An 18,353-nucleotide genomic window follows, 5' to 3' on the forward strand; every position below is an offset into this window, starting at 1 on the left:
GGGCGTCATCCTCAATCGCACGACCGAGGTGCAGCACCGGGTTTGGGGGCTATTCCGCGGCGATCCGTTCATTTGCGGACCGGCCGTTCGCCATGGCTGACGCGATCGCGCGCTCCAGTCCGTTCAAGGTGAAGGGCTTTCGCAACACCTCGCGCCCGCCGAACTGCGCCACGTTGACCTCGCCCGCAAAGCCCGTGACGAACATCACCGCGATATGAGGATATAACGGGCTCAGCGCCGCGATCATCTCGGGACCGGTCTGGCGCGGCATCAGCACGTCGGAGATGATCAGGCCGATCGCCGGATTTGCCGCCAGCAGCGCGGGCGCGGCCAGGGGATCGTCGCAGCCGATCGTGGCGTGACCCAGTTCCTCGAGCGCGCCGGTCGTGGCGGCGAGCACCCGCGGATCATCCTCCACCACGAGGATCTGCAACACTTCGGCCGCCATCGGCGTAACCGACTCTTCGACCAGCGCTAACCCGGCGGGCGTGGCGCTGGCCATGGCGGCGTCGACGACGCGCGGCAAATAGAGCGTGACCGCAGTACCTTTCCCGGGCGCGGTTGCGATGCCGACCTCGCCCTGCAACTGCCGGGCCAGCGCGAAAATCTGGCTCAGACCCAGGCCGGTGCCCTTGCCGACGTCCTTGGTCGTGAAAAACGGTTCGAAAACGCGTTCGGCAACGTCCGGCGTCATGCCGCAGCCATCGTCGGCGACCATGATCGTGACATAGTCACCTGCCGCGCATTGCCCGACCTGTTCGGCGGCTAGCGTTACCGTACCGGTGACGATGGTGAGTGTGCCGCGACCGTCCATCGCGTCGCGCGCGTTGACCGCCAAGTTGAGCACGGCGTTTTCCAGCTGCACGCAGTCGCCGAGAATGCAGCCGCCCGCCGCCTCGTCGCGCGCGACGAGCGTGATCGCATCGCCCAGCGTCCGATCGAGCAGGTCCGACATGCCCTCGACGAGCTTCGCGGCCTCGATCGTCTCATGCTTCAGCGAATCCTCGCGGCTGAACGCGAGCAGGCGACGGGTCAACGCCGCCGCCCGGTTCGCGCCTTCGGTCGCGCTGTCGATATGACGCCGCGCCGCGAGCGGATCGACCGAGAGACAGCGGCGCGCCAGTTCGAGACCACCCAGCACCACCGCCAGCATGTTGTTGAAGTCGTGCGCGATGCCGCCGGTGAGCTGGCCGACCGCCTCCATCTTCTGGATCTGGTGGAGTTTGGCCTCCTGCACGCGCAGCTCGGCAGTGGCGGCGGCAACCGCCGCAGTCAGTTCGTCGGCGCGCTCGCGCTCGAGTTCGGCGTCGGCCAGTGCGGTCGCGCGTTCGCCCACCGCACGGATCGTGAACCAGCCGAGAATGATCGCGCCCAGCACGATCAGCACGCCGAACACCGCCAGCACGCCGGCGACCCAGCTCGACTGTTCGACCGATCCCATCGCGGCTGCGGTCCGATCGTCGAGAAGGGCACGTTCGCGCGCGATCAGGGTGTCGAGTGTCGTCGTGATCTGGGCGAGCGTTGGCGATTTTCGCGCCTGATAGTAGCGCGCCAACGCCTGCCCGTTCTTGCCGTAGCTCGTGTTCAGCGCCGTCAGCGACAATTCCCGTCCGCGCGCATCATAGGCGGCGCGCAACCGATCGATCCTTGGCTGTTGCTCGGCATTGTCGCTGGTGATCCGGTCCAACCGGTCGATCTGCGTCCCCGCGAGCAGCCATTCGTCGAAATAGAGCTGGCCGAGCTGCTTGTCGCCGCTGATGACATAGCGGCCAAGCGACGCTTCGGACTGCGCGATCGTCCCCGACAGCGTCCGCGCAAGGATCATCACGTCGTAGCTGTGAGCCTGCAACTCCAGCGCGCGGTCACGCTGGCGGTTGGCGTTGCCGAGCGTCACGATCAGCGCGACCAGCACTGCCGCGCCAAGTAGCGCCATCATGACCAGCATGATGATACGCCACCTCGTTCCACCCTGCTGGGCCGCAGTTTCGACCTCGTCTCGCATCACGGCAGACATCCTAACGCGTCGTTGCCTTGGCGCAATGATTTCGATCGGAGGCTAGCTGATCACGCCCACAGCGCGGCCGGCGGCCTCGAACATGCCGAGGATCGTGGCGACCTGTTCGTCGGTATGCTCGGCACACAACGAACACCGCAGCAGGAACGTGCCCGCCGGAGTCGCCGGCGGCCGCGCCATGTTGACGTACAGACCGCCCTCGAGAAGCGACTGCCAGATCGCCACCGCCTGGGTCTGGTCGTCGAGGATGATCGCGATGATCGCCGAATCGGACGTCTCTGTGCCGAGCTTGAAGCCCATCGCCTTCAGCCCGCCGTGCATCGCCCGTGCGTTCTTCCAGAGCTGCGCGCGCTTGTCGTGCGCGGTCATCAGCTTGCGGATCGAGGTCGCGGCGGTCGCGACCACCGAGGGCGGCAGCGAGGCGGTGAAGATGTACGGGCGGCAAGCGAATCGCACCATCTCGAACTTCGGATGGTTCGATACGACGAAGCCGCCGACCGTGCCGACCGACTTCGAGAAGGTGCCGACGACGAAATCGACGTCGTCGCCTAGCCCTTGGTCCTCGTACACGCCGCGGCCATTAGGGCCGAAGAACCCCATCGAATGCGCCTCGTCGACCAGCACCATGCAGCCATGCTTCTTGGCGACCGCGACCATTTCTCTCAGCGGGGCGATGTCGCCGAGCATCGAATAGACGCCTTCGAGGACCACCAGCTTGCCGGCCTCGTTGGGCAGGCGACCGAGGCGCTTGTCGAGATCGGTGACGTCGTTGTGACGGAAGCGGACGATCTCGGCATTGCCCTGCTTGCAGCCGTCGTAGATCGAGGCGTGGCTGTCGGCGTCGAGAATGACGTATTCGCCCTTGCCGGCGAGTGTCGAGATGATCCCGAGATTGGCCATGTACCCGGTCGAGAACACGATCGCACCGGTCACGTCGTAGAATTCGCGCAACGCCTGCTCGACGTCGATGTGATCGTGGAACGTGCCGTTGAGCATCCGGCTGCCGTTCGTCCCCGAGCCGAACTTGTCGAGCGCGTCCTTGCCGGCCTGGATCACGTCGGCGTCGAACGTCATGCCCATGTAATTGTAGGTGCCGAGTAGGATCGTGTCCTTGCCGCGGATCACCGCCATCGTCGGCGACTTCACCTCGTCCATCACGATCGCGAACGGATCGCGCACGCCCGTGCTGAGCAGCGCGTCGCGTTCGGCGATGAGCCCGTCGAACTTCGACATGAGGTCGCGTTCGAGGGCAACCTCGGGCGCGTCGGCGGGGAGGGCGTGGGCGGTGGTGGCGGCTTCGGTCATTCTACATAGTTCCCAAACACCCCGTTCGTGGTGAGTAGGTGCTGAGCCTGGCGAAGCGCCGTATCGAACCACATCCTTCGATACGCGTCTTCGGCTTCGCTCAGCCGCTACTCAGGACGAACGGACTATAAAATCAACGTTCAGGCAGCCTTCAATTTCGCGACCGCATCGACCAGCTGGCCGACCGTCTCGATCTCGGCCTGCATGTTCATCGTGATGATGATGTCGAATTCGTCCTCGATCGCGGCGACGAAATCCATGACCGTCAGGCTGTCCCACTCCAGGTCGCCCTGGAACGTGGTGGCGTCGGTAAGCGGCGCGTTCTTCTTGTTGAACGGCTCGATCTGCGCGGTGACGGTGTCGTAGATCTGCTGGCGGTCGCTCATGGATTTCCTTCCGGGTGTCGGCGCAGTCCTGACAGGGAATTGCGGCGGCTTTTCGGCGCTATAGCACCCCGGCGGCGCGATACCACGCCGCGGTTTGCGCGAGCGCCTGGGGGGTCGGGACGGACGGCGTCCAGAGCGCTGCCGGCGGCGGCTTGTGCGACACCCAGTCGGGGTGGCAGAAATAACTGACCCGGTCGCGCGTGAGCTTGGCCTTGCCGCGACGAACGAGGCGGTCGGCGGCGGACGCTAGCGTCAGGATCGCGCCGGGCATGGAAATCACCTTGACCGACTTGCCGACCGCCACGCCGATCGCGCGGGCGAAATCGCGGTTATCCCAGCCGTTCGGTACACCGTCGTCGGGCTCCATAACCGAAGGGGCGGCGGGGATGTCGGCAAGCGCGAGCAGCAAGGTGGTCAGATCCTCGACATACAGCAGCGAGACTCGCGTGCCGGCCGGCGGCATTGGCACATAACCCGACCTGGCCGCCTTGAAGACGTCGAGCAGTTCGTGGTCACGCGGGCCGAAGATCGCGGGCGGGCGGACGATCGTCCAGTCCAGCCCCGATGTCTGCACGCGCGTTTCCGCCTCCGCCTTCGACCAGCCGTAGTTCGACAGCGCCGGCTCGCGCGCGGCGAGCGAGGAGACGTGGACGAAGCGGCGGATATCGGCAGCTCGCGTCGCCTGAAGGATGCCCTCGGTGCCGGCGACGTTACCCTTGCCGAAGCCCGCGCGGTCGAGCGCGTTGACGACACCGGCGACGTGGATCACCGCATCGGCGCCTTCGACCAGCGTCACGAGGCTCTTGGGGCGATCGAGCGCACCTTCGATCCAGGTCACGCCGATGCGCTTGGCCTGCGGTTTGCGGGCGAGTGCGCGAACGGTGTGGCCGGTCTCCAGCGCATGGTCGATCAGGTGGCTGCCGACGAACCCGGTACCGCCGGTGATGGCGAGGATCATGCCGGCGCTCCAAACCAGGAAGGGTGTTCACCCGCGACGCTAGTCATACGAGCGCCAGATGGTTGCGATGCACCAGCGCAGACCGCGGCGCATAGCCGAGGATCGCGGCATGATCGTCGCTATGGCGGCCGAGCAGCCGCGCGGTATCGGCCGCATCATACTCGGCAAGTCCTCGCGCAACCGTGCCCGTCGGCCCTTCGATCGTCACCAGATCGCCGCGCGTGAAGCCGCCATCGATCCGAGTCGCGCCCGTCGCCAGCAAGCTCCGCCCTCGGCCGAGCGCAACGGCAGCGCCCGCGTCGACATGGATCGCACCCTTCGCAGTCAGTCCCCCCGCCAACCAAGCCTTCCGCGCAGACGCCGTCCGCTCTGCGGTGAAAATCGTGTGGCGGGCAGGGGTGGAAAGGGGATGCTCGATCCGACCGGAAGCAATCGCCAGCGGAATACCGGCACCGGTCGCGATCCGCGCGGCCGCAATCTTCGACGCCATTCCGCCCGAGCCCATCCCCGAGCCTGACCCATCGTCCGCCATCCCGGCAACCACATCGATCCGCGGCACGCTGGCGATGTGAGTCGCGGACGGATCCGTGTGCGGGTTTGCAGTATAGAGCCCGTCGACGTCGGACAGCAGGATCACCCCCTGCGCACCCGCCGCCTGCGCTACGCGCGCGGCAAGCCGGTCGTTGTCGCCGAATCGGATTTCCTCGGTCGCGACGCTGTCGTTCTCGTTGATGACCGGCACGACCTTCAGCGACAGCAGCCGGTTCAGAGTCGCGGCGGCGTTGAGATAGCGGCGGCGGTCTTCGAGATCGTCCAGCGTCACCAGCATCTGCGCGGCGTTGAGCCCCTGCGCGGCGAGCAGTTCTGCCCAGACCTGGCTAAGCGCGATCTGCCCGGTAGCGGCAGCGGCCTGCGCGTCTTCGAGGCTCGCTCGCCCTCCCTTGGCGAGACCGAGCCGCCGTGCGCCAAGCGCGATCGCGCCGGACGACACGATCGCGACCTGCTGGCCTTCACCAGCCCGAGCAGCAATGTCGGCGACGAGCCCGGTCAGCCACTCCCGACGAACGCTACCATCAGGATCGACAAGCAACGCCGACCCGATCTTCACGATCAGCCGCGGGCAAGAAGAAGACGGAAACATCACTGCTCCCTCTCCCCTACGGGGAGAGGGCCGGGGTGAGGGGCAGCCAAGCAGTGCACCACCTGGAACAGCCCCTCACCCAACCCTCTCCCCGCAGGGGAGAGGGCTAAGCCACAAGTTACAGCGGCGACCATGCAACCGGCTCTTCGCCCTCAGCCAGTTCCTTCGCCGCGCCCGGCGCCGGCCCGATCGCCTCGATCAGCTGGTCGAGCACCGCCTCGACACCAGCGCCGCTGGCACCCGAAATCGCCATCACCTCGGCGCCACTGGCTTCCGCCAACTCCGCCGACAGTGCCGCGATCAGTTCGGGATCGAGCATGTCGATCTTGTTCAGCGCAACGATCACCCGCTTGTCGGTGAGCCCCTCGCCATAATTCTCCAGTTCGTCGCGCACGATCCGGTACGATTCGGCCACGTCAGCGTCGTTTGCATCAACCAGATGCAGCAGCACCCGGCACCGCTCGATATGCCCGAGGAACCGGTCGCCGATGCCCGCGCCATCGGCCGCGCCCTGGATCAGCCCCGGAATATCCGCGACCACGAACTCGCGCTGCTTGTGGCGCACCACGCCCAGCTGCGGCCGCGTCGTCGTGAAGGCATATTCGCCGACCTTGGCCTGCGCGTTCGTCACCTGGTTGATGAAGGTCGACTTGCCCGCGTTCGGCAGCCCGACAAGACCCGCATCCGCGAGCAGCTTCAGCCGCAGCCAGACCCACGCCTCGCCGAACGGCCAGCCGGTGCCGTGCTGGCGCGGGGTACGGTTGGTCGACGTCTTGTAGCTCGCGTTACCACGCCCGCCGTCGCCGCCACGGAAAAGCACTTCGCGCTGGCCGACCTCGGTGAAGTCGATCAGCACCTCTTCCCTGTCCTCCGACAGCACCTGCGTGCCGAGCGGAACGCGGATGACGAGATCCTTGCCGCCCGCGCCGGTGCGGTTCGAACCCGACCCGCCCGAGCCGCGGGGCGCGCGGAAATGCTGCGTGTAGCGGAAGTCGATCAGCGTGTTCAGGCCGGCGATGCATTCGAACACGATGTCGCCGCCCTTGCCGCCATTGCCGCCATCGGGGCCGCCATATTCGATATATTTCTCGCGGCGGAAGCTGACGGCACCGGGGCCGCCCTCACCCGAACGTACGTAGATCTTGGCTTGGTCTAGAAAATGCATCGCCGCCCCATAGCGAAATGGGCAAAAATTTCTACCCTCTGCGATTCGGCGCCTTCAGCAGGGGGAAGGGGCCGCGGCGTCCTTGCTGGCAAGCAGCGCATCGAGGGCGAGTTCGCGGGCCTTGTCCCGCGGCAACCCGAGCGCGCGGGCCATCGGTGCGCCCATCAGCGCGTCGCCCAAGGCCATCAGCACGAGCGTCAACGTCTGTTCCTGGATAGGCTTCTCCCCGGGAAGATCGCCCTCCGCCAGCTCGTCGACGAGATCGTGGATCGCGGTGAGGATCGGCGCGAGCGCGTCGGTATCGCCCGACAGGATCATCCAGCTCACCAACGCGCCGGCGCCGCCTTCGCCGAACGCGTCGAAGGTCATCTCGACCACGTCGCGCGGATCCTGGTCGCCCGCGCGCACCCGAAGCACGGCGGCGCGGATGGTGCTCACGATGTCGGCCGCCATGCGCGTGATGAGCGCGGTGTGCAGTCCGCCCGCCGAACCAAAATGGTGAAGCAGATTGGCATGCGTACGCCCGACCCGGCCTGCGACTGCTTTCAGGGTGACCGCGCTGGGCCCGCTTTCGACGAGCAGCGCGCGAGCCGCTTCGACGGCGGCTTCACGCGATTCGGTGGGAGAGAGACGTTTGCGAGGAGTTGACGACACGAACCGATAAGCCTATTTACATCGATGTAAGTAACGAGTGTTCATTCCTGTTTGGAGGTTTCCGTGGCGAAAGCAACCACGCCTGCCGATCTGACGATCACCCCGCGCGACCGCCGCTTCGGCCGCGGCGCCGCGATTCGCCGGTGGTGGCTGAACGACGACGCCGTCGCGACCGCCTTCTACAACGCGTTGTCAGTGACGTTTCCAAAGGGCGAGGGCTATTTCGTCGACAGCGTCCGGAGATTTCGCGAGGGCACGCCGCCAAAGCTCCACGCCGAGATCAACGCCTTCATCAAGCAGGAGGTGATCCACACCCGCGAGCACGTCGCGTTCAACCGCCATGTCACCGACCAGGGCTACGACGTCGCGCCGTTGATCGTGGATGTCGACGCGGCACTGGCCTTGACCAAGGGGCGGCCTGCAGTTGCGAGCCTCGCCGCCACCACCGCACTCGAGCATTTCACCGCGATGCTGGCGCACGAACTGATCGCCAACCCGAAGCACCTCTCCGGTGGCGATCAGCAGGCGGCGGCGCTGTGGCTGTGGCATGCCGCCGAGGAGATCGAGCACAAGGGCGTCGCCTACGACACGTGGCTGCACGCGACTCGTGACTGGCCACGGTTCACGCGCTGGCGGGTGAAGTCGTTGGTGATGCTGATCACGACGTGGCGCTTCTTCACCGGGCGGGCGCGGGGGATGGCGGAACTGCTGCGGCAGGACGGGCTGAGCGGGCCTCGCATATGGGCGCGGATGGCGTGGTACGCGTTCGGCAACCCGGGGATGGCGCGCAAGATCGCGGGCGTCTGGGCGGCGTATTTCCTGCCGGGGTTCCACCCGTGGAAGCACGACGACCGCGCGCTGATCGGCTTGGCGGAAAGCGAGTATGACGCGGCGGTGCTGCCCGTGGCGAAGCGCGTGGTGGCGGTGGCCTGAGCCCCGGATTTCGAACTCTCCCTCCCCTTCTAGTTCTCCCGCGAAAGCGGGAGCCCAGGATACCAAACGACACCGCCCGTTATCCTGGACCCCCGCCTTCGCGGGGGAACGGGTAGGAGTAGGGCGCACCGTCACCAAACATACCACCCTGGCGAAGGCCGAGGCCCAATTGGGAGACGTTGCGAACGGAGGTCATCGCTCCGTTACTGCAACCTTTCCAATTGGGCCCCGGCCTTCGCCGGGATGGGGCATATCGTTAGGGGGACGGTCGCGCGTCTCACGCCGCCAAAGGCATCGGCGCGCATCGATCGTCATCCAGATCAAGCTCGAACATCACCGCAGGCGCTTCGCCACCCCGCCCACGCGACGTCCGCGGTTCAACCCGCCCAGTCGGCCGAAACCCGAGCTTCGCCAGCACGCGCCCAGACGCCGGGTTGTCCACGAAATGAAACGCATCCAGCCGCCGCAAGCCCAGCGCATGCCGCGCCATCGCCACCACGGCCTCTCCCGCCTCGGTCGCATAGCCACGACCCCAGGCCTCCGGCGCTAGCCAATAGCCAAGTTCATGCCCCGCATCCGCCGCGCGGATACCGATCCCGCCGACGAGTCGCGGCGCGCCCGCTTCCATTGTCTCGATCAGGAAATGTGGATCATGCGGCCCGCGCGGCTGCGAGAGAAACGCCTCGGCATCCCCCAGCGCATACGGCCAGGGCGCCCGCGCCAGCTTGGCGACTACCGACTCATGGCCGATCGCTCGCGCCAGTGCAGGCGCATCTTCCGGCCAGCCCGGCCGCAACGTCAGTCTCTTGGTGCGCGCGAACACGGCTCTCTCCTTCACGCATCGCGCCTGGCGTCCTGGCATGTCCGGATGACACGGCAGCGACAGGCGAGGGGGAGGGAGCAATAAAAAAGGGAGCCGGGGTGACCCGTCTCCCTTGTTCAGGTTCGCTTTCGCGACCCGGGTCACCCTGGTGGGCAACCCGGATGGTTACCCGATGTTATTCGGCTGCTGCTGCCATATCGGCAGTGTCGTTCGCTGCCAGCTCGACCGAGCAGAACTTGCGACCAAGTTTGCCCTGGCTGAACACGACGCGGCCATCGACCAGCGCGAACAGCGTGTGGTCCGTGCCAATGCCGACGTTCGTGCCCGGGTAGAACTTCGTCCCGCGCTGACGCACGAGAATATTGCCGGCGACGCACGCCTGGCCACCGAACTTCTTGACGCCGAGACGACGACCGGCCGAATCGCGACCGTTGCGCGAAGAGCCGCCTGCTTTCTTATGTGCCATCTGAAGCTACTCCTTATGCCTGAGCGGCCGGGGCGGTGTCGCCCTCGTTGCTCTTGGCGGTCTGGCCACCAACGCTGACGATCTTCAGGATCGTATGCTGCTGGCGATGGCCGTTCTTACGACGATAGTTATGACGACGACGCTTCTTGAAGACGATGACCTTGTCCGCCTTCGCCTGCGCGATGATTTCCGCGGCGACGACGAAGCCCTCGACCGAGCGCAGCTCCGAGCCTTCGCCCGCCAGCAACACATCACCCAGCGTCACCGACGCACCTGCATCGCCCTCGATCTTCTCGATGACGATCTTATCTCCGGCGGCGACGCGATACTGCTTGCCGCCCGTGCGCACGACTGCGAACATGGCCCTTGTCACTTTCCAAATACATGTACCCCACGGACACAGGGTCCGCCGGGAGAAGCCGGGCAGCTAAGGGAGGGGGCCGGAGTTGTCAACCGCGAAGGGGTGGTCGAGGGTGGTTTAAGAGAGCGCGCGGGTGTGTTTCATAACCCGACCTGTCACTCTGGACGGGTTCCGGCGTCCGTCGCCCCACGAATCAGTCGCCGATGATCAGGTGCAACGGCGGATGCCGGAACGCGCCCGGCATGACGCGGTGCGAGTCGCTTTAGTGGCGGTGAACCTGGCGCAGTGCGTACCGGCCATCCGCATAGTCGCTGAACAAGCCGGAGATCGCGGGATGATCGACCGGCTCGTCGCTGTCGTCGGGCACCAGGTTCTGCTGGCTCACATAGGCGACGTAGCTCGACTCCATGTTCTCGGCGAGCAGGTGGTAGAAGGGCTGGTCCTTGCGCGGACGAATGTCCTCGGGAATTGCCGAATACCATTCGTCGCTGTTCGCGAAGACCGGATCGACGTCGAAGATCACCCCGCGAAAGTCGAACAGCCGGTGCCGCACGACGTCGCCGATCGAGAAGCTGGCGTGCGAGATCGGCGGTGCGATCACCTCAGCCGGACGCAAGGGGCTGGTGATGTCATGAGCGATACTGTCGTGTCGGGGCATATGGACCAATTTAGGGGCTGTTTTGCGCTGCACAAGGAAAACGCATCGGGGTGCGCCACGCGGCCAAAATCCTCTTGCGTCCCCGAAGCCTCTTCATTAGAGGCCGCGCTTCGACCGATCGGAGGCGCTGTTCGCAGCATTTCGGATGACCTGCGGAGAGGTGGCAGAGTGGTCGAACGTACCGCACTCGAAATGCGGCGTACCCGCGAGGGTACCGTGGGTTCGAATCCCACCCTCTCCGCCATTTATTTCCTTGCCGCACTGGCTTCATGGTATTGAGGATTGGCTGAACGCCGCCCCCTCGATAGCGCATCGGCCGTCGCAGATTGTTTCGACCGCCTGCCGCACAACGTCTCGACCGCGCGCCTGAGTTCGTCAGCACATCAGACGATTGCCGTAGCGGTGTCGTCGGACGAGTGGACTAGCCGCGTATTGCGTTGACGCCAGTCCCGGTATCTGGCTGCCTGCATCACTGAACGATTCCGTTCGAGGCCGGTAGCCGGAACCTCGTCGAAACCCGGATCCAGCCCATGGTCAGCGTGCGCTGACGAGCAGCGCAACAGCCGGTCAGCATGGTAACGGCTTCATTCCCCGTGTGTATTTTTGGGACTCAGATCAAAAGCGACAGGTGGATCGAACCGGAATGGGTGCTATCTATTGCTGCCGAGTCGGCTGTACCGGAGATGGCATGCAGGGGTTGTTGGTTGGTCTTGCCGGTAGCGCCGCAAGCGTCGGGGCAGTCGGAGTGTTCGCCAGAATGATCGGCGAGCATCGGCGACGATCGCGGCGGGAAGCCAAGCGCAGGCAGCATGACGCCGAGGCATTGCGGAACTGGGACGCATTACAGGAACGCCTTGCAAGTCGTACGGATAGCTAGTCCGGCATTTACCGCGCGTGTCGGAACGGCGAGGGCATGCTTTGCCGATACACCGCCGAGGCACGGCAGACGTCGCGGCCGAAATCACTAGCGGCATGACGCCATTGGCAACCGAGGCTGTTCAGGAGACGTGATGCTGCAACGACTTATAGCACGTGCAAAGTGCCTGATAGGGCGCCACCGGCGGTCACGCCACCGCACGGTCTTCAAAGGAATGGGCGCCGATACGAGCGTATGCCGCACCTGCAGCGTGCCGATGAGAAGCACGCCCGGCGGATGGATCGTCGACAAGCGTTGAGCTTGTCTCGCATTTTTGGCCGACATGCACGGTACTCGGTCAGAGCACCGTGTCCGGTGTAGGCATCGACACGATAGGCTTCTCCCACAGCCAACACCGATCGATCCCGGCGCGCGCATCTACGGTCATGGTGCCGGTGAGAACGGTTTGCCCAAATGACCGGCCGCAGATAGGCTGATCCGATGGAAAACATCGCATCATCGCTCGACCTGTACACCCTCCTCGAAGTCGCGCTGCAAGAGCGCAGTGAGGCCGCCGACGCGTTCGACGTCTTCAAGCAGGATGCCGTCATGGCACATGCGCCGACACCCGGCGACGAGCCGGCCGTGACCAGCGACGATGCGGCCGACGCGGCGGCCGAGGAAGTCGACGAGTTCAGCGCGGAGGTGCGCGGCCTTTTGCGCGCTGCATCGGACGACGACCTCGGTGCCGCTTATCGGCAGTCCGGTGGCGACGTCGGCAATGCGGTTGCCGAAACGCTGCTCGGCGAGATGCGTCGCCGCGGCCTGAGCGTCTGATCGATGTGTAATCGCGCTCGGTTCAGCGGCGAGCCGGAAACGCTCGTCGAAACCTTTGCCGGCGAGTGGTTGACCCCCAGGCCGATGGACAATCGATTCGATCCGCAGGAATTGCGCCCGTTCGGCCGTGCCTATGTTCTTCGCAACGACGGGGGTCGGCGCGGGGTCGATGTCATGGAATGGGACGTCGCAGCGGGCCAGGCGAAGCAGGCGGGCCGCAAGGTTGCGCAGACCAACGTGCGCAGCCTTCACTTGCCGCAATGGCGCTCGCTGGTGGCCGATCCGGCCAACCGGTGCCTCGTTCCGCTTACGGAATTCTGCGAATGGGCGCGCCAGCCGACCGACCTCGGCGACGGCAAGAAGCCGATCAAGGGCGAGATGTGGTTCTCGGTCACCGACCAACCGGTCTTTGCAGTCGCCGGTTTCTGGAGGCAGGTCGGCGATCAGCGCTACTTCGCCATGGTGACCTGCGATCCGAATCCGCTGGTGGCGGCGGTGCATCCCAAGGCGATGATTACCGTCCTGAACCCGAACGATCACGAACGATGGCTGACCGGCAGTTACGACGACGTGCTCGCGCTCCAGAGGCCATATCCGGCCGATCGGATGACGGTGCGTGGGCCGGTATTTCCGACGCGCAGCAGCCAGACGGATCGCCTGATCTAACGCGGAGCATCGTTGACGACGCGAGGTGGAAACCGGACTTTAACAATCGTCGCGTATCGCGAGCATCCTTACCGAAGGAACGGCGATGACGCGCTTCTGGCTTTGCCTTGCGATGATGGCGACTGCGCAGCCCGCTTGGGCGGGCGACAGCGATGCCCCCTATTATGGTCCGATGAAGCGCTGGCATGGCATCGGCGTCAAGACCGGGTACGAAGATCGTACCGAGAAAGACGGGTCCTGGCGGATCGACGCGGCGATCCACGGCCGCGGCGACGCCATCGACCTGGCGCTTTACCGGGCCGCCGAGCGTGCGCACGAACTGGGCTACCGCTACGTCTTTCTCCTGGGCGGCAGGGGGGCGAAGTCGCCGGGACTCGACCGCGCCACCGTTTTTGCACGCCCGAGCCACGAGGCGGTGCCGCCGACGGGCTGCCGATCGAAGGCCGTCGCGACCTGCTACACGGCCGACGTGATGGAAATCATGCGGATCCTCGGCGGGGCCGATGGCGCACAACCGGGCGTGCCCGTCCTCAACCACCTCGATGAACTCGGCCGTGAAGTGTTCCTGTCGGGCTATGGCACGGGTGCCGTTGCGACGTTGGTGCCGGGCGGGGTCGCGCGCAGCGACATGACGACCGTGATCGAAAACCGGGGTAAGTCTCGCCGGGACCAGGCGATAGCGCCGGTGGCGATTGCCGCGGCGCCGATCCAGCCTTTGCAACGCTTGCCCTCGCCGCCGCCACCGTCAGCCTCCTATGTCGGGCAATCGGTCTACAATCCTGTGTCGATCGCCCCGCCGTCTACGGCCGAGCTTGCGGCCGAGCGGTTCGATCGGGCTTTGCAGGCGGCAAAGCCAGTGCGCGGACGGGAACCCAAGCAGGGCTGGACGATCAGCGACTGATCGCTCCGGCGGTCCGCTACCGCCCTCGCGTCGTAAATGACGAGTCCATCGCGTCGAGGGCTTCGGCGACCAGCGCCGCCACCGCGGTCCAGCCAAGTGCCTCCGCTTCCGCCAGCGCATCCTCGAGATGCTCGCGAAGTCGCTGATCTGGTTGCAGGGCGCGCTGGGGCATTCCAGTATCCTTTGACCGGCGTAACGTGATCGCGACCAGTGGCTATTCGGTTAACGACCGGTCGCGGTCGAAACCCTGTTTGTGCGTTTCTTCAGGAATTTGCGCGAGCCCAGAGCTCGGCATCGCGCACATCGGCCTCGGTCGGCTCTACCCCGGTGTAGAGTATGAATTGCTGCAACGCCTGCAGGGTGGCGACCTGCGCCCCGGTTATACAGCGCTTGCCAGCGGCCGCGGCGGCGCGAAGAAATAACGTCTCGGCAGGATATTGGACGACGTCGAACGCAATCTGCGATGCGGCGATCATCGGGCCCGGGAAAGCTTGCACGAGTGCGTCTTTGCCGGTCATGCCAAGCGGCGTGGCGTTGATGAGCAGCGCGGCCCCGGTCCTCGGCTCGGCGCTCCAGTCATAGCCGTAGAGATTGCCCAGCACGCGTCCGGCCTCTTCCCCGCGGGCGACGATCGTCCCGTTGCGAAAACCGGTATCGCTGAGTGCGGCGGCCACTGCCTTTGCCATGCCACCCGCGCCGCGCAGCATGAACGGCATCGATCGATCGATGTCGGCGACCAGCGCCACGACCGCACCGTAATCGGTGTTGTGGCCCGTCAAGACACCGGCATCGTTGACGATCGTGTTGACGCTATCGATCGCCTTTGCCGACTGAGACAGGCCGTCGAGAAGTGTAATCACGGCTTCCTTGAACGGCATCGAGATCGCGCAGCCGCGTATGTCGAGTGCCCGGATGCCTTGCACCGCGGCCGGCAGGTCCGTCGTCGAGAACGACTTGTAGACATAGTCGAGCCCCGTCAGTTCGTAGAGGCGATTGTGAAATCGCGAACCAAAATTGCCCGGCCTTGCCGAGAGCGACATGCACAGGCGCGTATCACGCCCGATCGGGGGTTTCATGGTGCATCCCTGTCATCATTTTGTGGCTGGGTACCATAGTTCGGGGATTCGTCGATCCCCGACCCAGCGACGCCTGCGATACGTGCGCGGTACGCATCGAGGCATTGGATCCGTCGGTCGGGCTCGGCATCGTGGAGGTAACGGCGCATGTCGGCTTCCAGGCGACCGGCGGCAGCGAGGATGCCTGGATCTGCCAGGGCCACCGCATTGCGGATCGCCGCAACGTCTGCCTTCAACTGTTCCTGCTCGCCGTGCGTGAACGCGTCGCTGTCCACGATCAGCTTCGCCGACATGATGGCGGTCATCAGCGGAAAGGCGAAACCGGGTCCGAAGTGCATCAGGAAAAGCGCTACGGCACGGCCGGTCTTCGTCACCGGGTAGATGTCGCCATAGCCGGTCGTGGTCGCGGTCGTGAATGCCCACCAGAACGAGTCGACCGCGTCATACTTGCCCTCGGCGAATTCGAACACGATTGCGGCTGCAGTCACGGTGGCGAAATAAATCACCGCGACGAGCAGGAACGACCGGCCCATAAGCGATCCGAGTTTCTTCATAGCCGCCCCCACGCCGGGCGCTAAAGCGTTGCCCGTCCGTGTCCATTACCCGACCAGGCCGGAGCGGGTCACCTGCATTCGCAAATTTTCGTACGATCCGATAATAGTCTCAAGATAACAGGCTGTTACAGTCGGCTATTATAGACCGTCGGCTGATTTCCAGCAGTTCGTCTACGCCGTTTTGCGACGAGGTTGCGGGCCGGAATTGATCCGGCCCGACGTTTTAGTTGCTGTTTGCGTTATCGTCGCCGTCGATCGCGAGATAGATGCCACCACCGACGGCGAGCGCCGCAGCGATGACAATGATAAAGCCTGCATCGGCTAAACCGTTTCTGGCTGAAGATTTGGAACCGGCACGAACGGACTTGCCGGCCGTACTATGTCCAAAGGCTTTGGAAGATACGGGCGCTGCGCTGGCAATGACAGGCGTGGCGGCGACGGCGAATACCGAGGCCAACAACATGAGATGACGCATGTAGTTCTCCATTCCTTGAGGAGATCTAAAGCTATAGGAATGTCGAGCGAAGCGTTAACGTTTTTCGTCAGATTATAGTCTTCGCGTCGTAATCTTGTGATTTCTTTTAAGAAAAATCATCCAAGTGGCTGGTAGGTCCGTATCTTGTCGTTCGCAGTCGGATTTTCAGCCCCCCCGTTGACCGCTGCGAGGCCCGTTCACCGGGCTGTCGAGGCGGGCGGCCTATCCGTTTTTCACAGCATGTTTTTCGGATAGGCTGCTCGTTCCGATCGCGATGCGCCGCTTGCCAGGCGCAACCACCGCGCAGGTTCGAAACGCCCGATCTTATATTCCGCTTGAGCTCCCCTATGTCCGCTCGACCGATGACGTACGAAGCTCCCTTGATCCTGGCGATCGGCGATAGCCTGATCGCCGGCTACGGCTTGCCCGCCGCCGATAGCTTTCCGAACCAGCTCGCTGCGGCGTTGCAGCAGCGGTTCCCGGGCGCGCGCGTCCTGAACGGCGGGGTGTCGGGTGACACGACGGGCGACGTCCTGCGTCGGCTGCCGCGGTTGCTGTCGAGCCTCGAACGCCGGCCCGCGCTCGCGATCGTTCAGGTTGGCCCCAACGATGTCCTGCGGCAGACGCCAGCGGCGCGCACGCGGGCCCAACTCGAGCAGGTCATCTTGGACCTGATCGGTTGTGGCATTCCGATCCTCCTGACGACGGTCGAAGCCCCGGCGTTCATCCGCGATCGCGCCAAGCCGTATCTGGACATTCACGCGCGCCTTGCCGTCGAGCACGGGGCGGTCATCTGCCCGTTCTTTCCGACCGGCGTGCTGGGGCGTGCCGACATGGTGCTGGCGGATCGGGTGCATCCCAACGCAAAGGCGATTGCGGCGGTGGTCGCGGCGATGGCGCCGACGGTCGCGCGGATGATCGACTCGGTTCGCCACCAAGCCTGAATCCAGTTTCGTTTGCGGCGACCGCGACGTCTCGGCGAACAGCGTCGCGGCCGGGAAGACATTTCTCGCAGACTTCGCCTGCCGCCCGTTGCGGCGGAGCTTGACGATGGCGCACTCCTCTCGTCGGGCGAGGGGGCTGATCTAGCACGATATTGATGGTTACTGCGTCGTTAGGATCGAAATTCGGGGAACGATCGGAAAGTTCAGGGGCTTCTACGTCGTCAAGCCGACCAATAATCGACAGGAGCAGTGATGAACGCGAACCCCGTATCCGCCATCTTCGACACCCACGCCGAAGCAGAGCGCGCCCTATCCGAACTTCGCAGCGCCGGTATTCGCGATGACGCGATCTCGGTCGTGGCCCAGCACGACGGCAAGAACACGACGACCGACGGCAGTGGCAACGATACGCAGGAATTCGTCGGGAAGGTCGCTGCGGGCGCCGGCATCGGCACGCTGCTCGGCATCGCCGCGCTTGCGATACCCGGGGTCGGTCCGCTCGTTGCCGCTGGTGCGATCGCGTCGGCGGCCATTCCCGGTGCTGCGCTGACCGGCGCGGCGCTCGGCGGAGCCGTGGGCGGACTCGAGAAGGTCATGACCGATCACGGCGTCAGCGAGGACGATGCTCGCTATTACGAAGGACGGGTCAACGAGGGTGGCGTGTTCGTGTCGGTCGACACGAGCAATTCGCCGGTCAGCGCGCAAGCCGCGTCCGACGTGCTCTACCGTTCGGGCGGTCACAGCGCGTCACGATCGCGCACGACGGCTATCTAGCCCGCCTCGGCCGCTAGATCCTGCGATGGGCGTCCCAGCGATGGGGCGCCCATTGTTGCGATCGAGTCTGCCGCCCAACAGCGGTGGGTAGGCGGCGACGACGTCGGGCACGTCGTAATTTTCCGATACTGGAGCAATGGACGCTCGCGCACCGACGAAATCTTGCAATTTCGGGCGTTGCTTGGCCTCTTGCGGCAATGCACTGCGTTTGAAGTATTGAAAGCCGGCTCAACTGTGCCGGACAAGCAAACGCCCGGACCGTTGCCGATCCGGGCGCCTGCGTGACGATCGCTCGTCAGCCCCCATTTTTTGCTCTCGCTCTTCGTCTTGTGACGGAGCGGAAAAGCAGTCCCCGAACCACGGCCGTTGCCTGTGTCTCAGCGATGTTTTTGCTAGTTATGTCCTC

Annotated in this window: 21 protein-coding genes and 1 tRNA gene; 7 read left to right on the forward strand and 15 right to left on the reverse strand. The window is 64.8% G+C overall.

Features of this window, described 5'->3' with window-relative positions:
- Nucleotides 1-49 precede the first annotated feature (49 nt).
- The 7 genes from SJY41_RS19325 to SJY41_RS19355 form a co-directional block, all read right to left on the reverse strand.
- Nucleotides 50-1,945: an ATP-binding protein gene (locus SJY41_RS19325; RefSeq protein WP_380783840.1), complete on the reverse strand. Its 1,896-nt coding sequence runs from the start codon at nucleotides 1,943-1,945 to the stop codon at nucleotides 50-52.
- A gap of 111 nt (nucleotides 1,946-2,056) precedes the next feature.
- On the reverse strand, nucleotides 2,057-3,319 hold the full coding sequence (locus tag SJY41_RS19330) for an aminotransferase class I/II-fold pyridoxal phosphate-dependent enzyme (protein ID WP_380783841.1): 1,263 nt from the start codon (nucleotides 3,317-3,319) through the stop codon (nucleotides 2,057-2,059).
- A 140-nt stretch (nucleotides 3,320-3,459) separates the two neighbouring features.
- A complete protein-coding gene (locus tag SJY41_RS19335; RefSeq protein WP_133020934.1) occupies nucleotides 3,460-3,705 on the reverse strand; it encodes an acyl carrier protein in 246 nt (81 codons plus the stop codon).
- A gap of 58 nt (nucleotides 3,706-3,763) precedes the next feature.
- Complete coding sequence (locus tag SJY41_RS19340; protein ID WP_380783842.1) at nucleotides 3,764-4,663, reverse strand: NAD-dependent epimerase/dehydratase family protein; 900 nt, start codon at nucleotides 4,661-4,663, stop codon at nucleotides 3,764-3,766.
- Nucleotides 4,664-4,706: 43 nt separating this feature from the next.
- On the reverse strand, nucleotides 4,707-5,804 hold the full coding sequence (gene proB, locus SJY41_RS19345; RefSeq protein WP_380783844.1) for a glutamate 5-kinase: 1,098 nt from the start codon (nucleotides 5,802-5,804) through the stop codon (nucleotides 4,707-4,709).
- 118 nt (nucleotides 5,805-5,922) lie between these two features.
- On the reverse strand, nucleotides 5,923-6,969 hold the full coding sequence (obgE, locus tag SJY41_RS19350) for a GTPase ObgE (RefSeq protein ID WP_380783845.1): 1,047 nt from the start codon (nucleotides 6,967-6,969) through the stop codon (nucleotides 5,923-5,925).
- A 54-nt stretch (nucleotides 6,970-7,023) separates the two neighbouring features.
- Complete coding sequence (locus tag SJY41_RS19355; RefSeq protein WP_380783846.1) at nucleotides 7,024-7,623, reverse strand: TetR family transcriptional regulator; 600 nt, start codon at nucleotides 7,621-7,623, stop codon at nucleotides 7,024-7,026.
- A gap of 63 nt (nucleotides 7,624-7,686) precedes the next feature.
- Here SJY41_RS19355 and SJY41_RS19360 point away from each other — a divergent pair, with 63 nt between their 5' ends.
- Entirely contained in the window at nucleotides 7,687-8,556 is an 870-nt protein-coding gene (locus tag SJY41_RS19360) for a metal-dependent hydrolase (RefSeq protein ID WP_380783847.1), read from the forward strand.
- Between the two features lie 277 nt (nucleotides 8,557-8,833).
- Here the strand turns inward: SJY41_RS19360 and SJY41_RS19365 are convergent, their stop codons facing one another.
- From SJY41_RS19365 to hspQ, 4 genes are all read right to left on the reverse strand, one after another.
- Nucleotides 8,834-9,379, reverse strand: coding sequence for a GNAT family N-acetyltransferase (locus SJY41_RS19365; protein ID WP_243650176.1), 546 nt, complete (start codon nucleotides 9,377-9,379; stop codon nucleotides 8,834-8,836).
- Nucleotides 9,380-9,554: 175 nt separating this feature from the next.
- Complete coding sequence (gene rpmA / locus SJY41_RS19370; protein WP_056055842.1) at nucleotides 9,555-9,845, reverse strand: 50S ribosomal protein L27; 291 nt, start codon at nucleotides 9,843-9,845, stop codon at nucleotides 9,555-9,557.
- 13 nt (nucleotides 9,846-9,858) lie between these two features.
- Entirely contained in the window at nucleotides 9,859-10,206 is a 348-nt protein-coding gene (rplU, locus tag SJY41_RS19375) for a 50S ribosomal protein L21 (protein WP_107963253.1), read from the reverse strand.
- 262 nt (nucleotides 10,207-10,468) lie between these two features.
- Complete coding sequence (gene hspQ / locus SJY41_RS19380; protein WP_380783848.1) at nucleotides 10,469-10,864, reverse strand: heat shock protein HspQ; 396 nt, start codon at nucleotides 10,862-10,864, stop codon at nucleotides 10,469-10,471.
- A gap of 154 nt (nucleotides 10,865-11,018) precedes the next feature.
- On the opposite strand from hspQ, the gene SJY41_RS19385 reads away from it, so the two are divergent.
- The 4 genes from SJY41_RS19385 to SJY41_RS19400 all read left to right on the forward strand — a co-directional run bounded on the left by SJY41_RS19385 (nucleotide 11,019) and on the right by SJY41_RS19400 (nucleotide 14,124).
- A tRNA-Ser gene (locus tag SJY41_RS19385) sits at nucleotides 11,019-11,108 on the forward strand.
- Between the two features lie 1,113 nt (nucleotides 11,109-12,221).
- Nucleotides 12,222-12,557, forward strand: coding sequence for a hypothetical protein (locus tag SJY41_RS19390; RefSeq protein ID WP_380783849.1), 336 nt, complete (start codon nucleotides 12,222-12,224; stop codon nucleotides 12,555-12,557).
- 3 nt (nucleotides 12,558-12,560) lie between these two features.
- Nucleotides 12,561-13,223: an SOS response-associated peptidase family protein gene (locus SJY41_RS19395; RefSeq protein ID WP_380783850.1), complete on the forward strand. Its 663-nt coding sequence runs from the start codon at nucleotides 12,561-12,563 to the stop codon at nucleotides 13,221-13,223.
- A gap of 85 nt (nucleotides 13,224-13,308) precedes the next feature.
- Nucleotides 13,309-14,124, forward strand: coding sequence for a hypothetical protein (locus tag SJY41_RS19400; protein ID WP_380783851.1), 816 nt, complete (start codon nucleotides 13,309-13,311; stop codon nucleotides 14,122-14,124).
- Between the two features lie 16 nt (nucleotides 14,125-14,140).
- Here the strand turns inward: SJY41_RS19400 and SJY41_RS19405 are convergent, their stop codons facing one another.
- The 4 genes from SJY41_RS19405 to SJY41_RS19420 form a co-directional block, all read right to left on the reverse strand.
- Nucleotides 14,141-14,296 (reverse strand): hypothetical protein, encoded by a 156-nt coding sequence (locus SJY41_RS19405; RefSeq protein ID WP_380783852.1) that lies wholly within the window; start codon nucleotides 14,294-14,296, stop codon nucleotides 14,141-14,143.
- A gap of 91 nt (nucleotides 14,297-14,387) precedes the next feature.
- Nucleotides 14,388-15,200, reverse strand: coding sequence for a shikimate 5-dehydrogenase (locus SJY41_RS19410; protein ID WP_380783853.1), 813 nt, complete (start codon nucleotides 15,198-15,200; stop codon nucleotides 14,388-14,390).
- A complete protein-coding gene (locus SJY41_RS19415; RefSeq protein WP_380783854.1) occupies nucleotides 15,197-15,754 on the reverse strand; it encodes an ion channel in 558 nt (185 codons plus the stop codon). The genes SJY41_RS19410 and SJY41_RS19415 overlap by 4 nt, the downstream gene beginning before the upstream one ends.
- A gap of 223 nt (nucleotides 15,755-15,977) precedes the next feature.
- Nucleotides 15,978-16,229 carry a hypothetical protein gene (locus tag SJY41_RS19420; RefSeq protein WP_380783855.1) on the reverse strand — a complete coding sequence of 84 codons (252 nt, stop codon included), beginning with the start codon at nucleotides 16,227-16,229 and terminating at the stop codon, nucleotides 15,978-15,980.
- A 362-nt stretch (nucleotides 16,230-16,591) separates the two neighbouring features.
- Here SJY41_RS19420 and SJY41_RS19425 point away from each other — a divergent pair, with 362 nt between their 5' ends.
- Complete coding sequence (locus SJY41_RS19425; protein ID WP_380783856.1) at nucleotides 16,592-17,173, forward strand: GDSL-type esterase/lipase family protein; 582 nt, start codon at nucleotides 16,592-16,594, stop codon at nucleotides 17,171-17,173.
- Nucleotides 17,174-17,425: 252 nt separating this feature from the next.
- Nucleotides 17,426-17,947 (forward strand): hypothetical protein, encoded by a 522-nt coding sequence (locus tag SJY41_RS19430; protein WP_380783857.1) that lies wholly within the window; start codon nucleotides 17,426-17,428, stop codon nucleotides 17,945-17,947.
- The last annotated feature ends 406 nt before the right edge of the window (nucleotides 17,948-18,353 follow it).

The sequence above is a fragment of the Sphingomonas sp. R86520 genome, assembly GCF_042466285.1.
In the GTDB taxonomy this organism is placed as follows: Bacteria; Pseudomonadota; Alphaproteobacteria; order Sphingomonadales; family Sphingomonadaceae; genus Sphingomonas.

What these genes read in the sequence shown, in the direction of transcription:
- SJY41_RS19335 (WP_133020934.1), bottom strand. Translation starts at nt 3,705, where the DNA reads ATGAGCGACCGCCAGCAGATCTACGACACCGTCACCGCGCAGATCGAG.
- SJY41_RS19325 (WP_380783840.1), bottom strand. Translation starts at nt 1,945, where the DNA reads ATGCTGGTCATGATGGCGCTACTTGGCGCGGCAGTGCTGGTCGCGCTG.
- SJY41_RS19340 (WP_380783842.1), bottom strand. Translation starts at nt 4,663, where the DNA reads ATGATCCTCGCCATCACCGGCGGTACCGGGTTCGTCGGCAGCCACCTG.
- rplU (WP_107963253.1), bottom strand. Translation starts at nt 10,206, where the DNA reads ATGTTCGCAGTCGTGCGCACGGGCGGCAAGCAGTATCGCGTCGCCGCC.
- SJY41_RS19400 (WP_380783851.1), top strand. Translation starts at nt 13,309, where the DNA reads ATGACGCGCTTCTGGCTTTGCCTTGCGATGATGGCGACTGCGCAGCCC.
- proB (WP_380783844.1), bottom strand. Translation starts at nt 5,804, where the DNA reads ATGTTTCCGTCTTCTTCTTGCCCGCGGCTGATCGTGAAGATCGGGTCG.
- hspQ (WP_380783848.1), bottom strand. Translation starts at nt 10,864, where the DNA reads ATGCCCCGACACGACAGTATCGCTCATGACATCACCAGCCCCTTGCGT.
- SJY41_RS19415 (WP_380783854.1), bottom strand. Translation starts at nt 15,754, where the DNA reads ATGAAGAAACTCGGATCGCTTATGGGCCGGTCGTTCCTGCTCGTCGCG.
- rpmA (WP_056055842.1), bottom strand. Translation starts at nt 9,845, where the DNA reads ATGGCACATAAGAAAGCAGGCGGCTCTTCGCGCAACGGTCGCGATTCG.
- SJY41_RS19420 (WP_380783855.1), bottom strand. Translation starts at nt 16,229, where the DNA reads ATGCGTCATCTCATGTTGTTGGCCTCGGTATTCGCCGTCGCCGCCACG.
- obgE (WP_380783845.1), bottom strand. Translation starts at nt 6,969, where the DNA reads ATGCATTTTCTAGACCAAGCCAAGATCTACGTACGTTCGGGTGAGGGC.
- SJY41_RS19390 (WP_380783849.1), top strand. Translation starts at nt 12,222, where the DNA reads ATGGAAAACATCGCATCATCGCTCGACCTGTACACCCTCCTCGAAGTC.
- SJY41_RS19430 (WP_380783857.1), top strand. Translation starts at nt 17,426, where the DNA reads ATGAACGCGAACCCCGTATCCGCCATCTTCGACACCCACGCCGAAGCA.
- SJY41_RS19330 (WP_380783841.1), bottom strand. Translation starts at nt 3,319, where the DNA reads ATGACCGAAGCCGCCACCACCGCCCACGCCCTCCCCGCCGACGCGCCC.
- SJY41_RS19410 (WP_380783853.1), bottom strand. Translation starts at nt 15,200, where the DNA reads ATGAAACCCCCGATCGGGCGTGATACGCGCCTGTGCATGTCGCTCTCG.
- SJY41_RS19405 (WP_380783852.1), bottom strand. Translation starts at nt 14,296, where the DNA reads ATGCCCCAGCGCGCCCTGCAACCAGATCAGCGACTTCGCGAGCATCTC.
- SJY41_RS19425 (WP_380783856.1), top strand. Translation starts at nt 16,592, where the DNA reads ATGACGTACGAAGCTCCCTTGATCCTGGCGATCGGCGATAGCCTGATC.
- SJY41_RS19395 (WP_380783850.1), top strand. Translation starts at nt 12,561, where the DNA reads ATGTGTAATCGCGCTCGGTTCAGCGGCGAGCCGGAAACGCTCGTCGAA.